Source organism: Enterococcus sp. AZ149, assembly GCF_051714285.1.
In the GTDB taxonomy this organism is placed as follows: Bacteria; Bacillota; Bacilli; order Lactobacillales; family Enterococcaceae; genus Enterococcus_D; species Enterococcus_D entomosocium.
The window spans coordinates 981958-1002141 of sequence record NZ_JBIORO010000001.1; the positions used below are offsets into that span (position 1 = coordinate 981958).

General features: G+C 42.3%; 19 protein-coding genes. 15 read left to right on the forward strand and 4 right to left on the reverse strand.

Going from position 1 to position 20184, the window contains the following annotated elements:
* Positions 1-158 precede the first annotated feature (158 nt).
* Positions 159-734, forward strand: a complete 576-nt coding sequence (locus IGI94_RS04570) for a TetR/AcrR family transcriptional regulator (protein ID WP_005228861.1) — start codon at positions 159-161, stop codon at positions 732-734.
* A 54-nt stretch (positions 735-788) separates the two neighbouring features.
* On the opposite strand, the gene IGI94_RS04575 is transcribed toward IGI94_RS04570, so the two are convergent.
* The gene (locus tag IGI94_RS04575; protein WP_005237258.1) at positions 789-1235 is read right to left on the reverse strand and encodes a flavodoxin; all 447 of its coding nucleotides are present in this window, start codon (positions 1233-1235) and stop codon (positions 789-791) included.
* Positions 1236-1411: 176 nt separating this feature from the next.
* Here IGI94_RS04575 and map point away from each other — a divergent pair, with 176 nt between their 5' ends.
* The 8 genes from map to IGI94_RS04615 all read left to right on the forward strand — a co-directional run bounded on the left by map (position 1412) and on the right by IGI94_RS04615 (position 9599).
* Positions 1412-2176, forward strand: coding sequence for a type I methionyl aminopeptidase (gene map, locus IGI94_RS04580; protein WP_005228863.1), 765 nt, complete (start codon positions 1412-1414; stop codon positions 2174-2176).
* A 79-nt stretch (positions 2177-2255) separates the two neighbouring features.
* Positions 2256-3179, forward strand: coding sequence for a YihY/virulence factor BrkB family protein (locus tag IGI94_RS04585; protein WP_005237256.1), 924 nt, complete (start codon positions 2256-2258; stop codon positions 3177-3179).
* Positions 3180-3198: 19 nt separating this feature from the next.
* Positions 3199-4419: a glycosyltransferase family 4 protein gene (locus IGI94_RS04590; protein WP_016613834.1), complete on the forward strand. Its 1221-nt coding sequence runs from the start codon at positions 3199-3201 to the stop codon at positions 4417-4419.
* 286 nt (positions 4420-4705) lie between these two features.
* Positions 4706-5692, forward strand: a complete 987-nt coding sequence (locus tag IGI94_RS04595; protein ID WP_005237253.1) for an aldose epimerase family protein — start codon at positions 4706-4708, stop codon at positions 5690-5692.
* A gap of 141 nt (positions 5693-5833) precedes the next feature.
* On the forward strand, positions 5834-6280 hold the full coding sequence (locus IGI94_RS04600; protein WP_034872472.1) for a CopY/TcrY family copper transport repressor: 447 nt from the start codon (positions 5834-5836) through the stop codon (positions 6278-6280).
* Positions 6281-6317: 37 nt separating this feature from the next.
* On the forward strand, positions 6318-6527 hold the full coding sequence (gene copZ, locus IGI94_RS04605; protein WP_005237251.1) for a copper chaperone CopZ: 210 nt from the start codon (positions 6318-6320) through the stop codon (positions 6525-6527).
* A 118-nt stretch (positions 6528-6645) separates the two neighbouring features.
* On the forward strand, positions 6646-8970 hold the full coding sequence (locus IGI94_RS04610; protein ID WP_438899497.1) for a heavy metal translocating P-type ATPase: 2325 nt from the start codon (positions 6646-6648) through the stop codon (positions 8968-8970).
* 101 nt (positions 8971-9071) lie between these two features.
* Positions 9072-9599: a type II toxin-antitoxin system Phd/YefM family antitoxin gene (locus IGI94_RS04615; protein WP_438899498.1), complete on the forward strand. Its 528-nt coding sequence runs from the start codon at positions 9072-9074 to the stop codon at positions 9597-9599.
* 160 nt (positions 9600-9759) lie between these two features.
* On the opposite strand, the gene IGI94_RS04620 is transcribed toward IGI94_RS04615, so the two are convergent.
* Positions 9760-10479: a DUF2087 domain-containing protein gene (locus tag IGI94_RS04620; RefSeq protein WP_429947473.1), complete on the reverse strand. Its 720-nt coding sequence runs from the start codon at positions 10477-10479 to the stop codon at positions 9760-9762.
* 177 nt (positions 10480-10656) lie between these two features.
* On the opposite strand from IGI94_RS04620, the gene IGI94_RS04625 reads away from it, so the two are divergent.
* The 3 genes from IGI94_RS04625 (at position 10657) to IGI94_RS04635 (ending at position 15278) form a co-directional block, all read left to right on the forward strand.
* Entirely contained in the window at positions 10657-11826 is a 1170-nt protein-coding gene (locus IGI94_RS04625) for a pyridoxal phosphate-dependent aminotransferase (RefSeq protein ID WP_005237247.1), read from the forward strand.
* A 186-nt stretch (positions 11827-12012) separates the two neighbouring features.
* Complete coding sequence (locus IGI94_RS04630; protein ID WP_005237246.1) at positions 12013-12921, forward strand: phosphate ABC transporter substrate-binding protein PstS family protein; 909 nt, start codon at positions 12013-12015, stop codon at positions 12919-12921.
* 119 nt (positions 12922-13040) lie between these two features.
* Positions 13041-15278, forward strand: coding sequence for a GH25 family lysozyme (locus IGI94_RS04635; RefSeq protein WP_005237245.1), 2238 nt, complete (start codon positions 13041-13043; stop codon positions 15276-15278).
* A 71-nt stretch (positions 15279-15349) separates the two neighbouring features.
* Here IGI94_RS04635 and pnpS read toward each other — a convergent pair whose 3' ends face one another.
* Together pnpS and IGI94_RS04645 are read right to left on the reverse strand one after the other, a co-directional pair.
* Positions 15350-17071 (reverse strand): two-component system histidine kinase PnpS, encoded by a 1722-nt coding sequence (gene pnpS / locus IGI94_RS04640; RefSeq protein WP_005237243.1) that lies wholly within the window; start codon positions 17069-17071, stop codon positions 15350-15352.
* Positions 17071-17775, reverse strand: coding sequence for a response regulator transcription factor (locus tag IGI94_RS04645; RefSeq protein WP_005237242.1), 705 nt, complete (start codon positions 17773-17775; stop codon positions 17071-17073). Before IGI94_RS04645 ends, pnpS begins: the two co-directional genes overlap by 1 nt.
* A gap of 150 nt (positions 17776-17925) precedes the next feature.
* Here IGI94_RS04645 and IGI94_RS04650 point away from each other — a divergent pair, with 150 nt between their 5' ends.
* From IGI94_RS04650 to ffh, 3 genes are read left to right on the forward strand one after another with little or no spacing between them, the layout of a single operon-like run.
* Positions 17926-18399, forward strand: a complete 474-nt coding sequence (locus IGI94_RS04650) for a DUF523 domain-containing protein (protein ID WP_005237241.1) — start codon at positions 17926-17928, stop codon at positions 18397-18399.
* Complete coding sequence (locus IGI94_RS04655; RefSeq protein ID WP_005228897.1) at positions 18389-18727, forward strand: putative DNA-binding protein; 339 nt, start codon at positions 18389-18391, stop codon at positions 18725-18727. The genes IGI94_RS04650 and IGI94_RS04655 overlap by 11 nt, the downstream gene beginning before the upstream one ends.
* Before the next feature lie 14 nt (positions 18728-18741).
* Positions 18742-20160, forward strand: a complete 1419-nt coding sequence (gene ffh / locus IGI94_RS04660; RefSeq protein ID WP_005228902.1) for a signal recognition particle protein — start codon at positions 18742-18744, stop codon at positions 20158-20160.
* Positions 20161-20184 lie beyond the last annotated feature (24 nt).

The following is a 20184-nucleotide window of genomic DNA, read 5'->3' on the forward strand; positions in this document are numbered from 1 at the left end:
AAAGTGAGCAAAAAAACAGTGGTCTTCAAATTGAAAAACTGGAAACACTAAGGGCAATAAATTTAAAAGTTTTTTTGCAAACTTAAAAAAACATGATACAATAAGTAAAAGGTATTTCTGAAAGCGATGTATAGCAGAATTAAGGAGATTAAAAAATTATGGCAAGAAAGAAAACTATTACTAGAGACCAGATTTTAAAAGCTGCCTATGAAGTTGTCGCAACCGAAGGATTTACACGTTTTACCGCACGCAATATCGCAGCGAAGATGAAATGTTCAACGCAACCGATCTACTTAGAATTTAAAAATATGGATGACTTAAAAAATGCATTGATCAATCAGATTTACGACTACTTAGCGACAGAAGTTTTTCCAGTTGAAAGACGGGGAGATGTCATCGTTGACTTAACGCTAAATTATATTGGCTTTGCAAATAAAGAAAAACGATTATACCGAGCGCTATATTTAGAAGAGCATGGTGGTGGGGATTCCATGCAACAGTTTTCATTTGACCTTTTTGTGAAATCAGTGAAAAAAGAACCAAAATATCAAGATCTATCTGATGTAAAATTACAATCTTTGCACACCGGTGTCTGGATCGTCGCTACCGGCTTAGCGGCATTGATGTCTTCGGGAATCATTCATCCGACAGAAGATCAGATTGCTAAGCTGATGACGGAAACCACCGATAATATTTTAGCAAGAGAAACACCCATCGATATCAGTTATCATTAAGCAAACAATAAACCTCTGACAGAATCAATTGATTTTGTCAGAGGTTTTCTTGTTTTATTCAGCGAATGCTTCTGCTAGTTTTTTGGCAAAGGCTTCTAAGTTTTGAATATCGTCTTCTTCTGCAGCCAAGTCAACTTTGACGCTGTCAGCTCCTTTTGTCGCACCAGTTTTGCTAAAGGCGGCTTCAAAGTCGTCAACCGATTTACAAAAGTCATCATAAAAAGTATCACCGGAGCCGCAGACTCCAAATATTTTGCCGCTTAAATCAAGTTCTTGCAAATCTTCATAAAAATCGACGATCTCATCCGGTAGCTCCCCGTCTCCATATGTATACGTTGCGACGATACAGATATCGGCATCTTCAAAGTCATCTGCATCCACTTGGGTACACTCATTCATTTCTACTTCCATGTCAAGATTTTCAAGGGCTTCAGAAACGATATCCGCAATTTCTTCCGTATTCCCCGTCATGCTTGCATAGACGATTTTTGCTAAAGCCATGGGCTTTTTCCTCCAATCTCATTCCTATTCTCAAGGAAAACTCTCTTACAGATTATAGCAAATGCACGAAAGTTTGAAAACAAAACTTGAAAAACTCTTTACAATGTCTGTGAATTTTGTAAAATAAGGGATTTCTATGGTAAAATAAGAGGAATTTAATTAAGGGAGACGAGAACATGATTACATTAAAATCTGCCAGAGAAATTGACCGCATGGCCGAATCCGGCGCGCTGTTAGCAGATGTCCACAAACAATTACGCAGTTTCATCAAACCAGGTATCACGAGTTGGGATATCGAAGTGTTTGTCAGAGATTATATTGAAAGCCACGGCGGCATCGCTGCCCAAATTGGTTTTGAAGATTACAAATATGCCACTTGCTGCAGTATCAATGATGAGATTTGTCACGGATTTCCTCGAAAAAAACCATTGAAAGACGGCGATCTAATCAAAGTCGACATGTGTATTGATTTAAAAGGCGCCATTTCTGATTCTTGTTGGAGTTATGTCGTAGGGAACTCGACGCCTGAGATTGATCGATTAATGGAAGTAACCAAAAAAGCATTGTATCTAGGAATCGAACAAGCGCAAGTGGGTAACCGAATCGGTGACATCGGTCATGCCATTCAAACCTATGCGGAAAAAGAAGGGTACGGGGTTGTGCGTGATTTCGTAGGACACGGCATTGGCCCAACGATCCATGAAAGTCCGATGATCCCTCACTACGGAGAAGCCGGCAAAGGGTTACGTTTAAAAGAAGGAATGGTTATTACCATCGAACCTATGATCAATACAGGGACGTGGAAAATGAAAATGGATCCTAATGGCTGGACCGCCTATACATTAGATGGCGGCTTAAGCTGCCAATATGAACATAGTTTGGCGATCACCAAAGAAGGTCCGAGAATTTTAACTTCTCAAGGAGAAGAAGGAACCTACTAAATTTTATAAGTAGGAGACTTCTGGTTTTTACGTATGACAAAGAAAAAAAGGCAGATGATTCGCTGGCGGAGGAAGAAACATGAAAATCGTTGATAAAGTAAAAAGCAATCAAAAGCTGATGCGTTTCATCGAAACGACGCAAAATAGAATAACTGATTCAGAAATGGGGACCACTTCGGTCGTCGTGGCCTACTATTTATTGCTTTCACTTTTCCCGTTAATGATTGCGCTGGGGAATCTTTTGCCTTATTTATCAATTGATCCGAACACGGTTTTATCTTATGTACAGGAATTGATCCCGAATCAAATCTATGATTTTATCGGCCCAGCGATCGAAAATCTCCTCACCACAAGCTCTGGTGGATTGTTGTCGATCTCCGCTTTAGCGGCGTTGTGGTCCGCGAGTCAAAGTATCAATGCCTTGCAAATTGCGATGAACAAAGCCTTCGGTGTGGACCAGCGTTCCAATTTTATCGTGGTGCGCGCAGTATCGTTTGTGATCATCCTGCTCTTTATGATTGCGATCGTTGGGGTTACGATGGTATTTGGGCTTGGAAAAATCATTCTTGATTTTTTGCAGCCGATTTTTAAGTTTCAAGACAATCTGATCGATACGTTCCAAACAGTCAAATGGCCAGTCACGATCGTTGCTTTGCTGTTTATCATGATGCTGATCTATTGGTTAGTGCCTAATGCAAAGGTCAAGTTGCGTTCGACTTTGCCGGGGGCGATCTTTGCAACGATTGGCTGGATGTTGCTGTCACAAGTGTTTGGCTTATACGCCCGTTACTTTGCTGCGAAAATCATTGGCTATCAAATTATTGGAAGTTTTATTGTTTTAATGATCTGGTTGAATCTTGCTGCGACGATTATTATCTTGGGTGGAATCATCAACGCAGTGGTAGAAGAGTATGTATCAGGACAAGAGATCAAAGAACGAACAGATCCTGTTCAGCGGATTTCTTCGAAAATCGAAGATACATTTACCAATAAAGAGAAATAACGGAAAGCGAGAATAAACGATGGATTTTGCATTCAAATTTGTAATGCGCTTATTTATAACAATGATCGTGTCTTTAATCCTAACACCGATCATTAAATTGATCTCTTTTAAGATCGGCGCAGTCGATCGACCAGGAGATCGCCGAATCAATACCAAAACAATGCCGACCGCAGGGGGATTAAGCATCTTCCTCTCCTTCTCTTTTGCATTGCTTTGGGAATTTCGCGCAATGATTCCCTTTGACTACGTCTGGCCGATGCTTTTAGGGGCAGCTATCGTCGTAGTTACTGGATTATTGGATGATATCTTCGAGTTGACTCCTATGCAAAAAACGCTAGGCTTGACGTTAGCGGCTTTGGAGATCTATTTTGTTGCCGGCATCAAAATCAGTACGGTTTCGATCCCTTATCTCGGGGTTTTTGATTTGGGCTGGCTTGGATTGCCTATGACGATCTTGTGGATTTTGGCGATCACAAATGCGGTCAACTTGATTGATGGTTTGGACGGTCTAGCGAGTGGGGTCTCCATTATCAGTCTGACGACCATTGGGATCATCAGTTATTTCTTTTTACCAAATTCAGTTGAAGTACCAATGGTGATCTTTACATTAATTGCCGCAATCGTTGGTTTTTTTCCTTACAATTTTTATCCAGCTACGATTTTTTTAGGGGATACTGGGGCACTTTTTCTAGGTTTTATGATCTCCGTCTTATCGTTGCAAGGGTTAAAAAATGCGACCTTCATTACAGTGATCACCCCGATGTTGATTTTAGGGGTACCGATCACTGATACCGTCTATGCCATGATTCGTAGAAAATTCAATAAGCAAAAGATCTCATCAGCGGATAAAATGCACTTGCATCACCGCTTACTTTCCTTAGGGTTTACCCATCGAGGAACAGTTTTGACGATCTATGCCTTGGCAATGGTATTTTCATTTATTGCATTATTGATGAATTATGCCAGCAACACAGCAATCATTTTACTGATCATCAGTACAGGCTTCGGCATTGAATTGTTTATCGAATTGATTGGTTTGGTTGGAGAAAATCGTCAACCATTGATGTGCGCACTGAAATTCCTTGGAAACCGTCGATTCAGGCAAAAAGTCCTCATGGCACGTGCGGAAAAAAGACAAGACAAGCAAGAAGAGGAAAGCGAGGATTTGGCTTCCAGTGCTTCTCAAATCAAAGAAAAGCGACGAAAGAGAAAACATTACCAAGCAAAACACAAAAAATAAACGATACAATTGCGGCATAGGAGCCCAACAGGCGAAGCGAATGTGATTGATTATTGAAGAAAAGACAGGAGCAGCCAGCGCTTCTCCTAGTACTTTCTCTCACGATCAGCTGACCATGATTCAATCAACCAGTTGGGCATTCTTGCCGCTTTTTATTTGTGTGAAGACGGCCCGGCATAAAATGAATGCCTACTGAATCCGTCCGTCTTGAATTGACGGATCTAGCCCTTAACGGCTATACTTAAAAAGAGTAGCAGACTAAACAAAGAAAGAAGGATATGAACGAATGCCAAATGTGAAACAAACGACCTCAGAAAAAATGGGAACGATTTATGAGCTTTCCAATGATAGCGGTACCATCGTAAGGCTGAGTCCCGAAGGCGCACGCTTATTGGATTGGGTCGTTCCAGTAGAAGAAGGCCGCGACATTGTGGTCGGTTATGATACGATCGAAGGACATCGCCAAGCACGCTATTATGGTGCAACGATCGGTCCAGTAGCGGGAAGGATCGCAGGTACCCGCTTTGAGGTTGAGGGGCAAGAATACCAAACGGAGGACAATGATGGCGGCAATACGCTTCATGGTGGTTCAAAGGGGCTTGACACGGATATCTGGATCGCTGAAACTTTTGAGGAAGCAGACAGAGCCGGCGTGATTTTTACTACCTCACGACAAGATGGCGACGGCGGCTTTCCAGGAAATGTTCGTTATCAAGTCACCTATACGTTGACTAATGTCAATGAACTATTGCTTGCATATGACGCTAACACAGACAAAGCGACTTTATTTAACCCAACGAACCACGGTTATTTCAATTTGACAGGTGATACCCAACAGCCGATCGATGACCACTTGGTTCAAATCAATGCCGAACATGTGGCTGAAACGAACGATGACGTGACGACCACCGGTGAAAAAACGCCTGTCGCAGGCACAAAGTTTGATTTTAGACAAGAACGCCCAATGGGAACGACCATGTTGGATGATCCATTCTTATTGGATCATGAGCAAGAGTGGGATCTGAAAGTAACCAGTCCCGATCAAAAAGTGCAGCTGACTGTTACTACTGACCGTCCTGCTGTTGTTATTTACACAACAGGTGAGGGAGAAGCTGGGGCCCCAATGAAGACCGGTCCTTTTGCCAAACATGGCGGGATGGCGATCGAAACACAAGGTGTTCCTGGCTCTGAGAAATTCACCCACTTTGGTGAGATCGTGCTGCGCCCAGAAGAACCCTTCCACTCTGTGACGACGTATCAGGTCCACTTTTAAACGTTGGAACCAAACCATTTTTAACGAAATAGAAAAAAGCATTGCCAAAATGCAGAAAGTTTGGCGATGCTTTTTTTTGACAAAATACGATTACAGATGTAAACTTAAAAATGTGAATCAGTTATGAAAGGAAGTGGACAAATGCAATCAGTGGTCGAACCAATCAAAATCAGCGATTCTGAATGGGAAGTCATGCGTGTGATTTGGACATTGGGACAATCCGATGCGAAAGAGATCACCGCTTTGTTAAGCGAAAATAAAAATTGGAAAGCAGCGACAGTCAAAACGCTTTTAGGACGACTTGTTAAAAAAGGCGTATTGAAAACAGAAAGCCAAGGGAAAAAGTTTGTTTACTCGCCACTTGTTTCAGAAGAAGCCACTGTTCGCAGTGCAGTTGAGAATCTTTTTTCTCATATTTGTGCCAAAAAAGTCGGACAAACATTAGCAGAAATGATCCAAGAAGCAGCATTGACGGCAGAAGATTTGGCGATGCTCCAAGCAGCAGTCGACCAAAAAGTGCCAGTAGCAGCGATTTCGTGTAATTGTATTCCTGGTCAGTGCCAATGCAAAACCCATGCAACAAAATAAGTAGCCAACAAACTGTTAAAAGAAATGAGGAATAGTAATGAAAAAAAATATGCAAATCAGCGGAATGAATTGCGCCCATTGTGCCGCAAAAGTTGAAAAAGCCTTAAATGAAGTACCGGGTGTGAAAAAAGCTAAAGTCGACTTGAAAAAAGCTCGTGGGACGGTCAAATTTGACGAGTCGCAAGTGACAGAAACAGCCTTAATCAGTGCAATAACTGAAGCTGGTTATCAAGGTGTTTTTGAATAAGCGATGCAAACGCTAAAGTGATAAGGAGAAAAATCTAGAAAGTCCAGCCGCTTGAAGCTTTTGTATGAAGGCGCAAGACTGTACGGATATTCAGTGAAATAGGAAGGGGAATACTAGGATGAATCAGAAAAAAACGTCACCTGCAGACAATCGTCAGACGTCAAGCCATCATAGGCATGAACCTAGGAATAAGCAGGATAATAAAGGGCAAGAAGGACTCACACACCCACAGGCGGAGGAAGTCCCTGAGCCCCGAAGCCATGAGATGAATGGGGTGGATCATCAAGGGGCGACATCAAAACTGCAGGAGCATGAAAGCGCCGATAGTAACCATGCTCACATGGATCATGAGGTTTCCAGTATGGACCATAGCCACATGGATCATGAGATGTCTGGCATGGATCACAGCCACATGGATCATGAGATGTCTGGCATGGATCACAGTCATATGGATCATGAGATGTCTGGTATGGATCATAGTATGCATATGGGAAATTTTAAGCAAAAGTTTTGGCTATCCTTGGTTTTGGCGATTCCAATCGTCATTTTATCACCAATGATGGGTATCGAATTGCCCTTTCAGTTCACGTTTCCCGGCTCAGATTGGGTTGTATTGATTTTAGGAACGATCCTGTTTTTCTATGGGGGGCAGCCGTTTTTAAGTGGTGCAAAAATGGAATTGAAACAAAAAAGCCCAGCCATGATGACTTTGATTGCTATGGGGATCACGGTTTCTTATTTTTATAGTCTTTACGCGTTTATCGCTAATCATTTTCTTGCTGTTCCTCATGTAATGGATTTCTTCTGGGAACTAGCGACTCTGATCGTGATCATGTTGTTGGGGCATTGGATCGAGATGAATGCCGTTTCTAATGCCGGCAATGCATTACAGAAATTAGCAGAACTGTTGCCAAAAGAAGTGATTCGGAAAAATGCAGATGGATCAGAAGAACAGATTCCATTAGAAGAAGTGACCAACAAAACACAGCTGATCGTTCGCTCAGGAGATAAGATTCCTACAGACGGAACGATTCTTGAAGGGGAAACAACGATCGATGAGTCGGCAGTTACCGGTGAATCCAGACGGGTACCTAAAACCATCGGCAGTACTGTCATTGGAGGATCTGTCAACGGCAATGGTACCATTACGATGGAAGTCACAGGGACTGGCGAAGACAGCTATTTGGCAAAAGTCATGGAAATGGTACGAAAAGCCCAAGCTGATAAATCCCGCTTAGAAGCACTTTCGGACAAAGTGGCGAAATGGTTGTTCTATATCGCCTTAGTTGCTGGTGTTTTGGCCTTTGCTGTATGGCTGTTTGTTGCTGACCTACCGACTGCTCTTGATCGAATGGTCACGGTATTCGTCATTGCCTGTCCTCATGCGTTAGGCCTAGCGATTCCCCTCGTCGTGGCTCGTTCAACATCGATCGCTGCCAAAAACGGCTTGCTCTTAAAAAATCGCAACGCACTGGAGAATGCGCATCATGTTGATTATCTGATCCTCGATAAGACCGGTACGTTAACAGAAGGAACGTTTACCGTAACTGGCATCGAGGCGACAGGCAGCCTTTCTGCATCAGAAGTACTAGCTTACCTAGCAGGTCTTGAGAAAACCGCCAATCATCCGATCGCAGAAGGCATTTTAGCCCAAGCAGAAAAGGAAAACATCACAGCCAAAAAGGCGACTGATGTTCAAACAAGGACGGGTATTGGCCTGGAAGGCGTAATCGATGGACAAAAGTGGTTGATCGTCAATCAAAAAGGATTGGAGCAATTAACCATCCAGTATCAAGGGAAATCCTTGAAAAATTATCAAGAGCAGGGCAATACCATTAGCTATTTGGTTCATGACGGCAAAGTGGAAGGAATCGTCGCATTAGGGGATAAGGTGAAACCAGAAGCGAGTCAATTTATTCAAAAAGTGAAAGACTTAGGCATCACGCCAGTTATGGCTACTGGGGACAACCAAGAAGCGGCGCAAGCCGTAGCCGATTACCTAGGAATCGAAGCCTTCCATGCGGCAATGTTACCAGACGATAAAGAACGTCTAGTCAGTGACTATGTCAAAGAGGGCAAGCGCGTCGTAATGGTAGGCGATGGGATCAATGACGCCCCAAGTCTTGCAAGAGCGACGATCGGGATTGCGATCGGAGCTGGTACCGATGTAGCGATCGATTCAGCCGATGTCGTTTTGACGAATAGCGAACCTCAAGACATCTTGCACTTCTTGACTTTGGCGAAAAAAACAAGGCGCAAGATGATTCAAAATCTCTGGTGGGGCGCAGGATACAATATTTTTGCTATTCCTTTGGCAGCTGGCGTGCTCGCACCAATCGGGATCATTTTGAACCCAGCAGTCGGAGCTGTCTTGATGTCTATGAGTACGATCATCGTTGCCATCAATGCAATGACCTTATCAATCGAAAAAAGCGGCGATTAGCCGCTTTTTTGTTTCTTTTCCTAGGAGCAGTGAAATACCTCTATAATCTGCTTCTGGATTTATGCTATAATGTGTTCGTTGAGACAAGGAGGACGTTGATTATGGAACTGAAGAAGTTGGATGTTCCCACTACTTCAATTACTGAAGTAAAAAAATCTCCGATGGATGTATTTAATCAAGCGCGAGAAGCAGAAACAGCAGTATATGTATTCAATCGTGAAAAAGTGGCGGGGGTCATGTTGACACAAGAGCAGTACGAAACGTTATTGCAGGAATTAGATTATTTGCGTCAGCGACCGCTGATGGAAGAAGAGCCTGAACAGCCGCCAGTGGCAGGGCTAGAAGAATTCTTACAAATCATGCGGCAAGCACTGATCACCGGTGCCAGCATCTCGGCAAAAAATTTAGATGAGCGGATGGTGGCGTTAGGCTTCATCACTCGTAAAACAGGTTTTGGCGGTGTCGTCGACATGGTGAACGAATTGAAAGAAACAGGCAAGATTGTTTATCAGTTGCGCAAAAAACAAGACGGCAAATCAGTGACTGCTGAAGTCATTGGGGAACAAGACAATCAAACGCAATTATTTGATAAATTGATCATCAAAAAAATCTTTCTAAAAGAAAAATAAACGCTGGAACTTGTCCCAGCGTTTCAGACAGTAGACAAAGTACGGGTGTTTTTGTACTTTGTCTTTTTTTGTAAAAAACTGGAGCTTGTTAACTTTTCAAAACTGTGAAAGATACTGGCCATCCAACCAACAAAAATTCCATCCAACTACAGACTGGGTTTTAAGTCAGCCAGTAAGTTTTTCCGTCTTTCGTCCGTTGCATAAATCCATACTCGATCAAATATCGTCGGACAGTGACATAATCGGTGATCGCTTGTTTTAATACATCGTTTACGGCAGCTTCTGAATAATTTTTCTTCGGATCAAATTTTTGTGCCAGCACACTTAAGACAACGATCTTGCGCTTTTCTTTGCTCGGAAACTGTTTGATAAACCCCGCTTCATCAAAATAAGTAGCAATGATCTTTTCTCTTTCACTAGCCGTAATGGCATAGCGATCATCAAGCATCGTCGCCCCTTTGTGAGGCGGCAGCAACGGGGTATCTTGCAACAAGGACATGATACTTATAAAAACAGTCGCTTGTCGCTGCTTTTCTTTTAGCTTAAAGCGATGATTCCTGACAGTCGAAGAAGAGATACCTAAGCGCTGGGCAATCACAGTATCGCTAACATCTTGGGCAAACAGTTGTAAAATCTCCTGCTGGCTTTCTGATAAGCCTGTTTGTTCTTTGGGTAAAGCCAATAATGCGGATAAAACGGTTCCGTGATGCTCAGTGATATGCTGTATCATTCGTTTTTTTGCCGTAAAAAAGGCGCCATCAACGGGATAGATTTCTTCTTTGTCGAAGGTCTCCTGACAAAATACGCAACAATAATCCGTTGTTGTTTCGACATATCCTTGCTGATAATCAGAAATGGTAAACTCTTGATAAGGTTTCATTTTGGGTTCTCCTTTTTTGTTTGATTATATACTAACACAAAATGTTTTTGTTTGTAAATAAGCAAACGGAATTGTGGTTATTAGATTAATTTCATCCGTTGCTTAAAATTGTCGCCTTTTTGTGTTAGGATTAACAACAATAGCGAATGAATTTGCTTAATTCAAAGGAGTGATACTATGGCAGACGTAAGCCAACGCTTCAATCACGAAGTGTACAATATAGCTGTTTCATTGATTCGTAAATTTGATGAACGGGTTTCTTCAATTCCTGATATTTTAAAGTTAACGTTAGGCGAGCCGGATTTTAACACACCAGAGCACGTGAAAAAATCGGGTGTCCAAGCAATCGAACAAAATTTTAGCCACTATTCTGGAATGGCCGGCTTAGCAGATGTTCGGCAAGCAGCCAGCCTCTTTTTGAAAAATAAATATCAGCTTGATTACGACTTTCAATCAGAAGTATTAGTGACGATCGGTGCAACGGAAGCAATCTCAGCTTCTTTATTAGCCACGTTGGAACCTGGCGATAAAGTTCTCCTACCGGCACCAATTTATCCAGGCTATGAACCAGTCATCCATTTAGCCCATGCCCAACCGATCTATCTTGATACGACGGACAATGACTTTGTTTTAGCGCCAGAAGTTTTGGAAGCAGCCTTAAAAGAGCATGGGGAGCAAGTCAAGGCAGTCATTTTGAATTATCCTAGCAATCCAACAGGGGTCGTTTATACCCGAGAACAAGTCAAAGCATTGGCGGAGGTTTTAGAAAAATACCCCGTTTTTGTTATTAGCGATGAAATTTATAGTGAGTTGACTTATGATGAAACCCATGTGTCCATTGCTGAATACTTGCGGGATCAAACGATCGTGATCAATGGCTTGTCGAAATCTCACGCGATGACTGGGTGGCGCGTCGGCTTCATTTTTGCACCAGAAGCGTTGACTGCTCAGATCATTAAGGTCCACCAATACTTAGTGACTGCGGCATCAACGATTTCTCAAAAAGCCGCAGTGCGGGCATTGATCGAAGGCATCAATGATGCAGAAGTCATGAAAGCCGATTACCGTGAACGCCGAGATTACTTGTTTGAAAAGATGACTGCCCTTGGTTTTGACATGGCGAAGCCATCAGGTGCATTCTATATTTTTGCCAAAATACCAGCTGGTTTCAACCAAGATTCCATGGCTTTTTGTGTCGACTTAGCGGAAAAGAATCAATTAGCAATCATCCCGGGTATCGCCTTTGGTCCCGAAGCAGAAGGCTATGTTCGTTTAAGCTATGCGGCAAGTATGGAAAACTTGGTAGAAGCGATGGATCGCTTGACACGCTATATGCAAAGCAATTGATTCTACAGACATTTCTTTCGTTTTTAGATAAAGCAAGCCCCCTCTGATGGATGCAGCGGGGGCTTTTTAGGCAATCGACGAACTTTACAAAAGATTTACATCGCTTTATCGATTCTTTACATGAAATCCATCAAGGGTTTACACCGCCTTGCTAAACTAAGCATATAACGAAAGGAGATTTACTAAATGAAAAAATTGGGACTTTTATTTTTTGCAACTGGATTATTATTAGCTGGCTGTGGGAGCGGTGGTACAAGCACTGAGAGCAGTCAAGCATCAGGCGGATCTTCATCAGGTGCCGCATCAAATGAAAATGTAGAAATTTTAGCGGTAGGATCAACTGCTTTGCAACCCTTGGTTGAAGCAGCAGGTGAAAGCTTCTCAGCAGACAATCCCAATTATACAATTACTGTTCAAGGTGGCGGTAGCGGAACTGGCTTAAGTCAAGTAGAAACAGGCGCTGTGACGATCGGCAATTCCGATGTTTTTGCGGATGAAAAAGATGGTGTGGACGCCAGCAAATTAGTTGACCATAAAGTAGCCGTAGTTGGTATGGCACCAGTGGTGAATAAAGATGCAGGCGTTACTGATCTTAGCCAACAAGATTTAATCGATATCTTTACAGGCAAAGTGAAGAATTGGTCTGAACTCGGTGGAGCAGATCAAGAAATCTCTGTAATCAACCGTGCGTCAGGCAGCGGTACGAGAGCGACCTTTGAAAAATGGGGCTTAGATGGTGCAGAGACGATCCAAACACAAGAGCAAGATTCTTCTGGAACAGTCCGTAAAATCGTTGCTGAAACACCAGGAGCAATCAGCTACCTTGCTTTATCTTATTTAGATGATTCAATCCAAGCGCTATCCCTTGATGGGGTAGAAGCGACCCCTGAAAATATTGCAGATAACAAATGGCCCATCTGGTCTTACGAGCATATGTACACGAACGGTGAACCAGATGCTAATGTCAAAGCCTTTCTTGATTACATCATGACAGACGATGTCCAACAAGGAATCGTTATCGAATTAGGATACTTGCCAATCACTGATATGAAAGTAGAACGCAGTGTAGACGGCGAAGTAACGAATGTTGAATAAACAGTTTTCATAAGGTACAAAAAAAGAAGGGAAGAACTCCTTCTTTTTTTGTACCTTTTTTTTATTTTTTATGTAAAATAGATAGTGAATATAGATGAATATAGTGAAAGGGGAAAAAAATGAAAAGATTTCCAAAAAAAATGTTAATAGCAGCATTGTATGCGGGAACGGCCTTTGTCATTTTTGGCATGCGTGTTGGTTTTGCAGACACGGAATCAACAAGTGAGTCAAAAGAGGCTGCTATTGTTTACTCTGAGACGAATGATGTGACAAGCAGTGACAGCCAAACAATTCGCTCGAATACAGGTGAAACCAGCGAAGACTCAATTGATTCAACGAGTGAGACAACATCATCAAGTAACCGCAGTGAAACGGGCAGTACGACTGTTGATAGCAGTACAGCCGAAAGTGAAGAAAAAAGCCCAGACAATGCTTCGGATTCTGTCTATGATATCAGCTCAGGATTAGACCCAACGTATCGAAGCCGTTCAGATTTGAAAGTCAGCTTAAGCCGTTCGGCACGGTCTGTTTCTAGTGTTCCTTATATTTCAGCAGGAGATCCCTCAACCCCAAAGCAAGACTTTATTGATATTTCCTCCCACAACGGAGAGATCACTGTGGAGCAGTTCAAGTTGATTAAAAGTTATGGCGTTTCTGCAGTGGTGGTGAAATTGACAGAGGCAACTTCTTATCGAAACCCACTAGCTGCAAGTCAAATTGCAAATGCTAAAGCCGCTGGGCTGATTGTACATGCTTATCACTACAGTTGGTTCACCACTGAGGCACAGGCAAAAGCTGAAGCAGATTATTTTGTAAGCTATGCGAGACAATTAAATTTACCGACTTCTGCTCTAATGGTCAATGACATTGAAGAGCCAAATATTAAGAAAAAAGCAGATCATACACAATTGTCAAAAGTTTTTGAAAATAGATTAAAAGAACTGGGGTATACGAATACGCATCATTATATAGGTGTGTCGTGGGTCACGGATAACGCGATCGACCCTGTTGCTTTAGGAAAAAACAAAGTTTGGATCGCACAATATCCATACGAACCGCAAAATCAGAAGTATACGGATTATAGTGCATGGCAGTGGACATATAACGTTACATTCCCAGGGATCAATGGCACCTTTGATATGAATTCAGATTATAACAAGTATTTTATCAGTCAAGGACAAGGCGGTGCGATCAATGATGGCCGTTATGCCACCGTTGTAAAAGATAATTATACGATTTGGCAAAATTTCTCTTGGACCAAAAAAGCAGACTCTAAAGCTTATCTGGGTCAGACCCTGCAAATAAAAGTGCGTTATGAGCATATTAACGGTAGCACCTATTATTCATTATACGACAACCAAGGGAATTGGGTTGGGTACATTAACTCTGGTGGCGTCAAAGTTGCTGATGGTCCTCAAGGGAATTGGCAATCAAAGCAAACCTATGTCAAATTCAAAGAGCCAGGAACGATATATCGAGATTTTACATTTACTAAGACTGCACCGGTAACTTCAGATATGGTGAAAAATACCTATAAAGTAACCGGTACTTACCATCACTTTGATGGCACGTATTATGATTCAGTTTATGATTTTTCTGGAAAATGGATTGGGTACATCGCTTCAACGAAATTAGCAGTTCAAACGAATCAAGGCCCCGCATTGGCCGATGGACGCTATGTAACGATCACCAGTGGAAATTACTCGATATGGCAAAATTTTTCATGGAAAGTAAAGGCATCCAGCAAGGATTACTTGAATAAAACAGTTTTAGCGAAATATCGCTATGAACACTTAAATGGCAGTATTTATTATTCATTATATGATCAATCTGGTACATGGTTAGGCTATATGAACGCTAATGGTACCAAAACAGCGAATAATGCAGGTGGAACAGCTATTTCAAGTGGTAAATATGTCACTGTTACAAGTAAAAATTATTCGATGTGGCAAAACTTTTCTTGGAAAGAAAAAAATAAAAGCAGTAATTTTTATGGTCAAACACTTCAAGTAAAAGTTTACTACAACCATTTCAATGGTAGCACCTATTCGTCACTATATGATAATAAAGGAACTTGGCTTGGCTATATCAATGCCAATGGAGCAAAGGAAGCAAGTAATGCTGCCGGAATAAACCAAAGTTACCATAAAAAAATAACGTTTACTCAGAATTTCCCACTATGGCAAAATTTCTCTTGGAAACAAAAAAGTACTGTGACTAACGCCATGAAAGGACAGACGTTCGAAGCGCGTTACGTGTATCGCCACTTTAATGGAAGTAATTACCTGTCAATTTATGATAATAAAGGAACTTGGCTAGGTTACGTCAATGAATCAGCAACAAAAGTTGTTAAGTAAGTATGGTTCCAAAAAACTAGCCGAGAAAATGCCATTAGACGTTTTCTCGGCTAGTTTTCTTTCTAATGTTCTCAATGAAGCGGCAAAGTCACCGTAAATGTAGAACCAATTTTAGGGAAACTGTCAACCTTGATGCTGCCGCCTAATAATTTGGTATAGTCTTTGACGATAGCCAGCCCAAGTCCAGTGCCGCCAGAATTGCGAGCGCGGGCTTTGTCCACCCGATAAAACCGCTCAAAAATCCGTTCTTGATCTTCTTCATCGATGCCGATGCCTTGATCCTGCACTTGAAAAAGCAGCTGGTCATCTTGCTCGGAATAGGATAATGTGATGACACCACCAGGTTTTGAATAGGTGACCGCATTTTCAACTAGATTTTTTACGATGGGCTGCAGCAGTTCTTTTTTGGTAGATAAAATGAATTGTTCGGGTCCTTCAAATTGAAAGGTCAATTGCTTCTTAACAGCTGCGGGACCATAGGTTTGAACGACTTGTTGCAGCAGCTCAGAAAAGTTGATCGGTTGGTCGACATACTGGAAAGAATCACTGTCTTGAGACAATTGGATGATATCTTGTATTAGATTTTTCAAGCGATAAGCATCTTTTTGAATGATCTCTAAGAAGGTCTGCAACGTTTCAGGGTCTTCTTTGGCGCCATCCAGCAGTGTTTCAGTAAACCCAATCAAGGAAGTTACCGGCGTTTTTAATTCATGGGAAACATTGCCGACAAAATCTTTTTGCATCTTTTCTAATTGTCGGATGCGTGTCAAGTCATAAGAAATACCAATCAACTGGTTTTCTTGGAAGCTTCGCAAGGTAACATCTAAGACTTTTGAACGTTCCCCGCTAAGGGTGGTTTCCGCATGGAAAATAGGGGTCTCGTCATTAAATTGATAGATCAACTGGATCAATTGTGTGTCATGGATCACTTCAGTAAAAGGTTGCGGTAAGATCGGTGCGGTTTCCATCCCTAGCTGTTCTTGCATCGTCGGATTCAACAGCAGCAGTTGATTTTCTTCATTGATGATAAAGACACCGATCATCAGTTCACTGAGCAAGCCGTACAGTTGCTGTTCAGAAGCCGCATAGGCACGATAGGTCTGGCTCATTTGCTCGCTCAGCTGATTGATCAGTTGATACAACTCATCATGTTCAGGGGTTTCTTGCATAATGATTGCTTGTTGATCGGGCGAGGTGATCATTTTTTTTACGACGGGCAGAATCGTTTGGATCGGCCGATTTCGCTGGCGCAAGGTATGGAAAATCAATAGGCTGATCAAAAAGCAAAAAACAAGATAGACAATCAAGATCGACTGCTTGATTCCTTCATTTTTTGCAAAAAAAGCCGCGGTCGGTTCGGCGATTCGCAAGATTTGAGTCAAGTTTCCATCCTCTTTGACAGGAATCGCCACGTAAAGCAATTCTTCATGCAAGGTGTCGCTTTCCCGCAGCGATTGACCGACGGAGCTTCCGCGCAAAACGGCTTGGACTTCTGGACGATTGGAGCGGTTTTCATGCAGTGTATGATCATAGGTATCGAAAATGATCTGACCATGGTCATCTAACAAAGTGATGCGACTATTGCTATCTTCAACATAGGTATCCGCAAACTGTTCTAAGGCCGCGGTTTGATTATCTGATAGATTCAAAAATACGGTGGCTTTCTCTTGGAGAAAAGCCACTTGCTGGGCAATGACTTGCTGACGGTAAAAACTGCTTAGAACTTGCCAGCACAGGAAAAAAATCAGCAATAGACCGATCGACCATAAACCATAGCCATAGCGTTTTTTCATTAGACTGGCTCCTGAAATTTATACCCGAATCCCCGAACCGTTACTAAGTATTCCGGCCGTTTTGGATCAGCTTCCAATTTTTCTCTTAAATGACTGATGTGAACATCCACGATTCGACTTTGTCCATCAAAGTCGAAGTTCCAAATGCGATTGAGCAAGGTATCGCGATCGATTACGCGGCCTTTTCGTTTCATAAAGTAAACTAGCAGCTCGAATTCTTTTGGCGTTAGGAAGATTTTCTCACCATCCACACTGACTTGGAAATTCGTCAGGTCTGCTTGGATCCCACCGACTTGCAGAATCTCTGCAGGTTGATCTTCTTCTCGTGTTTGTTGACGGGGTTCTAAACGACGGAAGATGGCTTTCATTCTAGCTAATACCTCTCTAGGACTGAAAGGCTTCGTCAAATAGTCATCGGCGCCGATCTCTAAGCCTAAGATCCGATCGATTGGATCATCTTTTGCGGTCAAGACGAGGATCGGGGTCTCGATTTTTTCTTGACGCAATTTCTTCGTGATCTCGATGCCGTCCATATTCGGCAGCATGACATCTAAGATGATAAAGTCAAAAGGCTTAGACAAGGCTAATTCGTAGGCTTTTTGACCATCTGAGGCGGAAACGACTTGATAGCCCTCTTTTTCTAGATTAAAGGTTAAAAGTGTGACGATGGAAGGTTCATCATCGACAACGAGTATTTTTTTCATGGCAAACTCCTTTAGCTTCTTTTTTTCAAGAAACGATTAAATTTCAACGAACAAGTCCTATTTTAGCATGAATAGACAATTGGTACTATTGCAACCACTAAATAAATGCTATAATAAAGGACGATTTCATAGGAAAGCTGAGGGTGCTATATGATCGGAATCAGTGCGTGTCTAGGCGGTGTACTTTGCCGTTATGATGGAAAACACCAAGCAGTGCCACCATTGATCGAACTGGTAAGAGCAGGTCAAGCAATGATGGTTTGTCCAGAAGTTCTTGGCGGCTTGCCGATCCCACGGGAACCGGCCGAAATCGTTGGTGGCGATGGGGTGGACGTTTGGGCGCAACGAGCGAAGGTCGTCACCATCTCAGGGGAAGACGTGACCGAACAGTTTACTACCGGCGCGAAAATTGCTTATCAAAAATTACAAGAGCAAGGCATCACCCAACTGATCCTAAAAGAGAAAAGTCCCTCTTGTGGCAGTCAGATGATTTATGATGGCAATTTTTCTGGAATCAAAAGAAGAGGGATCGGTGTCGCTTGTGCGTATTTTCGGCAACAAGGCATGACTGTTTTGTCCGATGTCGAATGGCTTGCAAAACAGGAGGAAGCAAATGGAAATTGAAAAGACCAATCGCATGAATGCGTTGTTTGAGTTTTATTCCACGTTATTGACAGAAAAACAGATGAATTACATGGAATTGTATTACGCAGATGATTTTTCTCTAGGAGAAATCGCTGAAGAGTATCAAGTAAGCCGTCAAGCAGTCTATGACAACATCAAACGCACCGAACGTATTTTAGAAGACTATGAAAAAAAACTACATATGTTTTCGGACTATATCATGCGGGAAGACTTGCTGGATCAGCTAAGCGAGTATACGAAAACTCACTATCCAAAAGACGAAACCTTACAGGGGTTTATTCAACAGCTCCAAGAAATTGAAGAATAAAGGAATGAAAAAAAATGGCATTTGAAAGTTTAACTGAACGCCTCCAGCAGGCAATGAGTAAACTGCGCAGAAAAGGAAAAGTATCTGAAGCAGATGTAAAAGAAATGATGCGTGAGATTCGTCTAGCTTTATTAGAAGCCGACGTCAATCTGCAAGTTGTGAAAGAGTTTACCAAAAATGTCCGTGAACGGGCAGTTGGGGTAGAAGTATTAGAAAGCTTATCTCCAGCGCAACAGATCGTTAAAATCGTTGACGAAGAATTAACCAAAACGTTAGGATCAGAAACAGTTGGGATTGAAAAATCACCAAAGATCCCAACGATTATCATGATGGCTGGTCTGCAAGGGGCAGGGAAAACCACCTTTGCTGGGAAATTAGCCAATCACTTGATCAAAACCGAAAACGCACGTCCATTAATGATTGCCGGTGACGTGTACCGTCCAGCCGCGATCGACCAATTGAAAGTATTAGGTCAGCAATTGGATGTACCTGTTTTCGATATGGGAACTGATGTCAGTCCAGTTGAAATCGTACGCCAAGGATTGGCTTTGGCTCGGGAAAAGAAAAATGACTATGTCTTGATCGATACAGCAGGTCGTTTGCATATCGATGAAAACTTGATGGAAGAGCTAAAACAAATCAAGGACTTGGCACAGCCAAATGAAATTTTACTGGTAGTGGATGCGATGACAGGACAAGATGCTGTCAACGTGGCGGAAAGCTTCAATCAACAATTGGGGATCACAGGGGTAGTCATCACCAAACTAGATGGCGATACACGTGGCGGTGCGGCATTGTCAATTCGTCAAGTTACAGGCGCTCCAATCAAGTTCACTGGTACCGGTGAAAAATTGACCGACCTTGAAGTATTCCATCCAGATCGGATGTCTAGTCGGATTCTCGGTATGGGTGATATGCTGACTTTGATCGAAAAAGCACAGCAAGATTACGACGAGAAAAAAGCAGAAGAACTTGCTCAAAAAATGAAGGAAAACTCCTTCGACTTCAATGACTTTGTTGAACAGATCGATCAAGTCATGGGCATGGGCCCCATTGAAGATCTTTTGAAAATGATTCCGGGAATGAGCCAAATGCCTGGCATCGAGAACGTCAAAGTTGATCCAAAACAAATTGCCCGTCAAAAAGCCATGGTTTATTCCATGACACCAGCAGAACGTGAAAATCCTGATTTGTTAAATCCAAGCCGTCGTCGCCGGATTGCCGCCGGTTCTGGCAACAGTGTCGTCGAAGTCAACCGCATGATCAAACAATTTAAAGAATCCCGCAAAATGATGCAGCAAATGAGCAAAGGGAATATGAACATTCCTGGCATGGATCAAATGTTTGGCGGCGGTGTCAAAGGGAAACTTGGAAAAATGGCCATGAATCGTATGGTCAAAAAACAAAAGAAGAAAAAGAAAAAACGCAAATAATCGTTTAACACTGATAGGAACTAA

What these genes read in the sequence shown, in the direction of transcription:
- IGI94_RS04645 (WP_005237242.1), bottom strand. Translation starts at nt 17,775, where the DNA reads ATGAAAAAAATACTCGTTGTCGATGATGAACCTTCCATCGTCACACTT.
- IGI94_RS04630 (WP_005237246.1), top strand. Translation starts at nt 12,013, where the DNA reads ATGAAAAAATTGGGACTTTTATTTTTTGCAACTGGATTATTATTAGCT.
- pnpS (WP_005237243.1), bottom strand. Translation starts at nt 17,071, where the DNA reads ATGAAAAAACGCTATGGCTATGGTTTATGGTCGATCGGTCTATTGCTG.
- IGI94_RS04615 (WP_438899498.1), top strand. Translation starts at nt 9,072, where the DNA reads ATGGAACTGAAGAAGTTGGATGTTCCCACTACTTCAATTACTGAAGTA.
- IGI94_RS04655 (WP_005228897.1), top strand. Translation starts at nt 18,389, where the DNA reads ATGGAAATTGAAAAGACCAATCGCATGAATGCGTTGTTTGAGTTTTAT.
- IGI94_RS04570 (WP_005228861.1), top strand. Translation starts at nt 159, where the DNA reads ATGGCAAGAAAGAAAACTATTACTAGAGACCAGATTTTAAAAGCTGCC.
- IGI94_RS04625 (WP_005237247.1), top strand. Translation starts at nt 10,657, where the DNA reads ATGGCAGACGTAAGCCAACGCTTCAATCACGAAGTGTACAATATAGCT.
- map (WP_005228863.1), top strand. Translation starts at nt 1,412, where the DNA reads ATGATTACATTAAAATCTGCCAGAGAAATTGACCGCATGGCCGAATCC.
- IGI94_RS04650 (WP_005237241.1), top strand. Translation starts at nt 17,926, where the DNA reads ATGATCGGAATCAGTGCGTGTCTAGGCGGTGTACTTTGCCGTTATGAT.
- IGI94_RS04635 (WP_005237245.1), top strand. Translation starts at nt 13,041, where the DNA reads ATGAAAAGATTTCCAAAAAAAATGTTAATAGCAGCATTGTATGCGGGA.
- IGI94_RS04620 (WP_429947473.1), bottom strand. Translation starts at nt 10,479, where the DNA reads ATGAAACCTTATCAAGAGTTTACCATTTCTGATTATCAGCAAGGATAT.
- copZ (WP_005237251.1), top strand. Translation starts at nt 6,318, where the DNA reads ATGAAAAAAAATATGCAAATCAGCGGAATGAATTGCGCCCATTGTGCC.
- IGI94_RS04595 (WP_005237253.1), top strand. Translation starts at nt 4,706, where the DNA reads ATGCCAAATGTGAAACAAACGACCTCAGAAAAAATGGGAACGATTTAT.
- IGI94_RS04585 (WP_005237256.1), top strand. Translation starts at nt 2,256, where the DNA reads ATGAAAATCGTTGATAAAGTAAAAAGCAATCAAAAGCTGATGCGTTTC.
- IGI94_RS04600 (WP_034872472.1), top strand. Translation starts at nt 5,834, where the DNA reads ATGCAATCAGTGGTCGAACCAATCAAAATCAGCGATTCTGAATGGGAA.
- ffh (WP_005228902.1), top strand. Translation starts at nt 18,742, where the DNA reads ATGGCATTTGAAAGTTTAACTGAACGCCTCCAGCAGGCAATGAGTAAA.
- IGI94_RS04590 (WP_016613834.1), top strand. Translation starts at nt 3,199, where the DNA reads ATGGATTTTGCATTCAAATTTGTAATGCGCTTATTTATAACAATGATC.
- IGI94_RS04610 (WP_438899497.1), top strand. Translation starts at nt 6,646, where the DNA reads ATGAATCAGAAAAAAACGTCACCTGCAGACAATCGTCAGACGTCAAGC.
- IGI94_RS04575 (WP_005237258.1), bottom strand. Translation starts at nt 1,235, where the DNA reads ATGGCTTTAGCAAAAATCGTCTATGCAAGCATGACGGGGAATACGGAA.